The sequence below is a fragment of the Limnofasciculus baicalensis BBK-W-15 genome (genome assembly GCF_024178385.1).
Lineage (GTDB): Bacteria > Cyanobacteriota > Cyanobacteriia > Cyanobacteriales > Coleofasciculaceae > Limnofasciculus > Limnofasciculus baicalensis.
This window is the reverse complement of the sequence record NZ_JAMZMM010000471.1, coordinates 1-3,963: the sequence shown is the minus strand read 5'-3', so window position 1 is coordinate 3,963 and position 3,963 is coordinate 1. Positions and strand designations below refer to the sequence as shown.

The following is a 3,963-nucleotide window of genomic DNA, read 5'->3' as shown; positions in this document are numbered from 1 at the left end:
TAACCTGCGAAGGCAGGTTTTGTCTGTATAGCGACAGATTTCAATCTGTCGTAAATTTTGAGAATGAAACAGCCCTGCTTTGACAAGGGGGGCTGGGGGGGTAAAAACTTTGTCAAAAATGAGTATCTTTGCCAAAGTGGGATGCTCCCAAACGATTCCCCACTCACTTTTAATACCGAATTTGCAATGTCACAGATTGTTCCACTTTTTGTTCGCCACCAACAACTGGAGTATTGGCATTTAGAGAATCAGTTTTAATTGCCTGCTCTGTTGGAGCAGCATAAGGTAATGGTTGAGGTGGATTTGCGCCATTAATGGAAACACCAATAACTTCCTTAGATTTGAGATTTAGGGCAGTTAAAGCCGCCTCAGCTTTCTTTTTTGCATCATTACTAGCTTGGGCGATGGCATTTTGTTGAGCTTGGGCGATTGCTTCATCACTGGCGACAAAACTAATTCCATCAATTCTGGTCGCACCTGCTTTGATTGTATCATCTAATAGTGTGCCAGATTTCTCTGTTTCAATTCTAAAGCTGACAGTATTAGTCCCAGAATATCCGTTGATGGTTTGCTTCCCATCTTTGTAAGTATAATTAGGATTGAGGCTAATGCCAGTGGTTTCTAGTTTATCGACTTGACGAGATTTGAGTAGATCTACCACAGCTTGCGATCGCACTGCCACTTCCTTTTGCACTTCTTGGGCTGTTTTCCCTTGCACTTCAACCCCCAAACGTACCTGAGTCATGGTTGTGGGGATATTTATTTCTCCTTTACCAGAAACACTAATTGTTCTCGGTAAAGAGGATAAATTGCGCATTTCTACTTGAGTTGGCGTGGATTGACAGGCGGTTAAAGTCAGTAAACCTAGGATTAAAGCGATAGTTTTGCCGTGGAAACTGGATATAATAGAGCAATTCATAATTTAACTTGCCAGATAGGATATTCCTAATCTGACACTACTGCTTCTGATTGCTGGGATGGGTTACAGTTTTTGAAACAGAGAATTTCGTGAAGGGTATCTGAATCTCTGGGGTAATACATCAACCAAAGTATAACCTAATTCACCTTCTGTAGCTGTACTAATAATTTTCCCATCCCTCACCTGAATAGCGCGTTTAGGAAGAGTTTCATTCGGTAGGGGTGCGCCTGCGACGTAAATATTTTTGCCAATAGTTACTGCTTCCGATTTACCCAACTTTTCCACCGGATAGCTTTTATCGCTTTCAAACTCTATTACCGCTAAATCCAACCCTTGATAGTAGGTAAATTTATTCTTTTTAGCGGTATATCTCTCTTTATCTGAAGTAATCACAAAACAATCCACATCTTTACTCACAACGTGTCGCGCTGTCATTACGAAATAGCGATTATTCTCATGTTTAAAAATCACTCCAGATCCCACACTACAGCTATCAATCAAAACGGTAATTTCTTTGGCTATTTCACTTGGTGATTTCTGAAAACCGCAAGATGATTGAGACAGGATGACGGCAACTGCCAGACTCGCGATTATACCAGGGAATTTCCACCTCGCCATCGGCTTACCTGTAACCTTTTATATATAAATATGCCATGATTTTTAGTTTTTGTCATTGGTTAGAGGATTATTGATATCTTTGGGCAGTGGCGATAACCCGACAGTGGTTAAAACCACTGTCTAACAGCTAAAGTCGGTTAAAACCGACTGGAAGTTTTATGTAGGGTGGGCACTCTCCTGGAGAAGTTGAAAAGCTGATAATGAAGTTAGTGGGGAGTGCCTACCGTTATTGAAACTGGTGCAAGATCTCAGTTAAAATCGACTCGAAGATATTTTTAGTCCATTTTAATGGACTTAAGCTATGAGACAGAGAATTTATTCTCTGTCGGGTTGTCGCCATTGGTGTAAAATTTTAGAAGATTGCCCACCCTAACGCTACATAATACATAAATTTATAACTCACCTCCACCAACCAACCAACCAATTAAATCTTCCAGATTACTGAAATCTAGCACCGCCTCACCCAAATTTTCTAATTGGCTACTAGATAATTGGAGGATGCGAGTTTTCATATCCGGAGCAATTTCTCCCCAGCGGGGATCTAATACACGTATAATTAGTTGCGCTTGTCCTTGAAATTACATCATCAAACTTGGGAAACATAGTAAAATCTGTAATTGTCATATATATATTGATAGGGCGATTTTTTTCTTTTGTAAGGGGAAAAGCTTATTATTACCTTGGTGGAAGCTGCCCACGCTAAGGTTATTTCAACTATACAAAACTACCAAGTAACTCTTCCATCTAACCTTTGCCGCAAACTCGCCCCAACTCCTGATACCCGCTCAATATCTTCTAAAGAATTAAATGGTTTCTCCTGTCGCGTAGCTATAATTTCCCGTGCTAATTTTGCTCCTACTCCTGGTAGAGTTTCTAATTCCGCTTGACTGGCAGTATTCAAATTAACTAATTGCCCAGTAGATGGGATATTTTTATCGGTTGCCTCAGTTATCTGAGGACATTCTGTCTCCTGTTTTTTAACTGCCTCTTGTACTTTTATCGGTACTCCCAAAACCGCTTTGGCGTAGAGTCGTTCAAATTCGCGATTAAAATGGGCGGCTACTGTGGTATTTTGAATTATTAATAAGGTTTCATCATTATTATGATTTGCTGCTTCTGACCAATTATGAGAACCTGTAATAATTATTTCTTTATCTACAAGACCAAATTTATGATGGAGAAGATCGCCTTTGGGTAATTGGGGGATACCAAGAGTTGCGATCGCATTTTGCCAAGGATGGTTATTGGCTTCGTACTTACATTTGTTACTCAGCGCGACTCCCAGCATATCTAGTCCCTCACTATAATAGCGATAAGCAAAGCTGGGTTCAATTAAGCCTCGTACCTCCACGCCTTTTTCATGAGATACTTCTAAAATATCTGCTAATTGCTGTTCAGAAAAAACAAATAATGCTAAATCTACCCTTTTCTTGGCTTGAATCAGGGTTTTGCCAATTAAACCATTACTACTTTTACTCCAAGGTTGTGTGGCAGAGATTGGAGAAAACTGGACAGTGATGGTAGTATTGCCAAAAGTAAATTCTTGTGGGATTCGTAATGGTTTTTTCACCCCAAATCTACTGTCTGCTTTCCCACCAACGCCATCTCCCCACATTAAATTAAACTCTTCTGTAAAAGGAGTCGCTAATTCAATACTATCTATTTTCAGGAGATTATTAGCATTCCCGCGACTTTCTGGCATAGTTAAGTCGCCATGAATATCGCTAGGGGTAAAATTAGCTGAGGTAACAATTAAACTATTGCCATCCACAATTATAAATTTATGGTGCATCAAGTCGCTACCTTTAGACCCATCCGCAGTATCATCAATTATGGGGATACCAGCATTCCGCAGAATAACTAAGGCATCTTGTTGGTTAATTTCTGCTGGAGTCAGCTTACCATCGCCATTAAGATCGATTAATTGTATAGATTCATGATAGCGATCGCGCTCTCTTTGGGGTAGTTTGGCTACTTCCGCCACCGTAAAATCGCTCCAAGGGCGACTGTAACTATTCTCTAAGATAACTCTTACCTTCACACCTCCTTGGTGACGTGCTACCAAGGCTTGAGCTATTTTAGGTAAACGTAACTCTTGCACAGCGATATCTATAGTTGAATTTGCCTCGGCGATCGCGTTTATAATAAGTTGTTCTAGATCGTCCCCAGATCGAGTCACCTTTCGTAATGATTCCGTATACTGAGCCGACTCAGAATGGTTAAAATAAACCTGAACAAAAGGATCTTGGGGCAAAGGAGGTAGAGGGCGAATCTGAGACTTAACCTCTTGACAGGCAGACAAGATTAGTGTAATCAGTAAGATGCCCCAGAGATGGCAGTGAGTTCGAGCTATTGAAAATCCTAGTATCTTCAGCACTAGATGATGTATAAGTAGGGTTTTGGCTTTGGAGTCAGTATTCCCAAAT

At 40.4% G+C, this 3,963-nt stretch carries 3 protein-coding genes and 1 pseudogene; all 4 read right to left on the bottom strand.

Annotation, left to right across the window (positions count from 1 at the left end; translation table 11 throughout):
* Positions 1–169: 169 nt before the first annotated feature.
* Positions 170–919 carry an SIMPL domain-containing protein gene (locus NJ959_RS26750; RefSeq protein WP_254014801.1) on the bottom strand — a complete coding sequence of 250 codons (750 nt, stop codon included), beginning with the start codon at positions 917–919 and terminating at the stop codon, positions 170–172.
* 63 nt (positions 920–982) lie between these two features.
* On the bottom strand, positions 983–1,537 hold the full coding sequence (locus tag NJ959_RS26745; protein WP_254014800.1) for a S1 family peptidase: 555 nt from the start codon (positions 1,535–1,537) through the stop codon (positions 983–985).
* Positions 1,538–1,929: 392 nt separating this feature from the next.
* Positions 1,930–2,100: pseudogene (locus NJ959_RS26740) on the bottom strand (DUF4351 domain-containing protein); the annotation flags it as partial.
* Positions 2,101–2,261: 161 nt separating this feature from the next.
* Positions 2,262–3,914: a DUF655 domain-containing protein gene (locus tag NJ959_RS26735; protein WP_373693719.1), complete on the bottom strand. Its 1,653-nt coding sequence runs from the start codon at positions 3,912–3,914 to the stop codon at positions 2,262–2,264.
* Positions 3,915–3,963: the final 49 nt, after the last annotated feature.

What these genes read in the sequence shown, in the direction of transcription:
- NJ959_RS26750 (WP_254014801.1), bottom strand. Translation starts at nt 919, where the DNA reads ATGAATTGCTCTATTATATCCAGTTTCCACGGCAAAACTATCGCTTTA.
- NJ959_RS26745 (WP_254014800.1), bottom strand. Translation starts at nt 1,537, where the DNA reads ATGGCGAGGTGGAAATTCCCTGGTATAATCGCGAGTCTGGCAGTTGCC.